The sequence below is a fragment of the Salinicola socius genome, assembly GCF_001937195.1.
GTDB classification, from domain to species: domain Bacteria; phylum Pseudomonadota; class Gammaproteobacteria; order Pseudomonadales; family Halomonadaceae; genus Salinicola; species Salinicola socius.
In genome coordinates this window covers 1-555 of sequence record NZ_MSDO01000132.1, presented here as the reverse complement: position 1 = coordinate 555, position 555 = coordinate 1, and the positions used below count along the sequence as shown (strand labels likewise).

1 protein-coding gene is annotated in these 555 nt (G+C 65.2%); it reads right to left on the bottom strand.

The features are described 5' to 3' along the window. Positions 1–555: Ig-like domain-containing protein (locus BTW07_RS19215; RefSeq protein WP_167369307.1), on the bottom strand; the 555-nt coding region annotated here is incomplete at both ends.

Genomic DNA, 555 nt, shown 5'->3' with positions numbered 1-555 from the left:
GTCAGCGACGGCCACCGGCGCATCGTTAGTCCCCGTGACGGTGATCGTCACCGTCTTGGGTTCGCTGACGCCGCCGTCGTTATCGGTGGCGGTATAGCTGAAGGTGACGTCGCGGTTTTCGCCGGCGGCGAGACCGTCGAAGTCGGTGCCCGGCGTGAAGCTGTAGCTGCCGTCGGCATTGAACGTCAATGAACCATTGCCGGTGCCGACATCCGTCGCCAGGTCGTAACCGGCGATCGTCCCATCGACATCCGTTGCTGCCGGGACCTGGCCGGTCAGCAGCGTGTTCTCTTCCGTCGTGGCCGTGCCTGCCTGAGCGACCGGTGCATCGTTGGTGCCGGTCACCGTTACGGTCAGCGTCGAGGTGGCGGTGCCGCCCTGGCCCTCGCTGACGGTGTAGCTGATTTTCGTCTTTTCGGTCTGTCCCGCGGCCAGGCGATCGAACGTCGTGCCCGGATTGAAGCTGTAGGAGCCGTCCGCGTTTAGCGTGAAGGTCCCACCGTTGGAGCCGGTGATGGCCTGCCCCACGCTACCTGTTACGCCGTTGACCGCGCG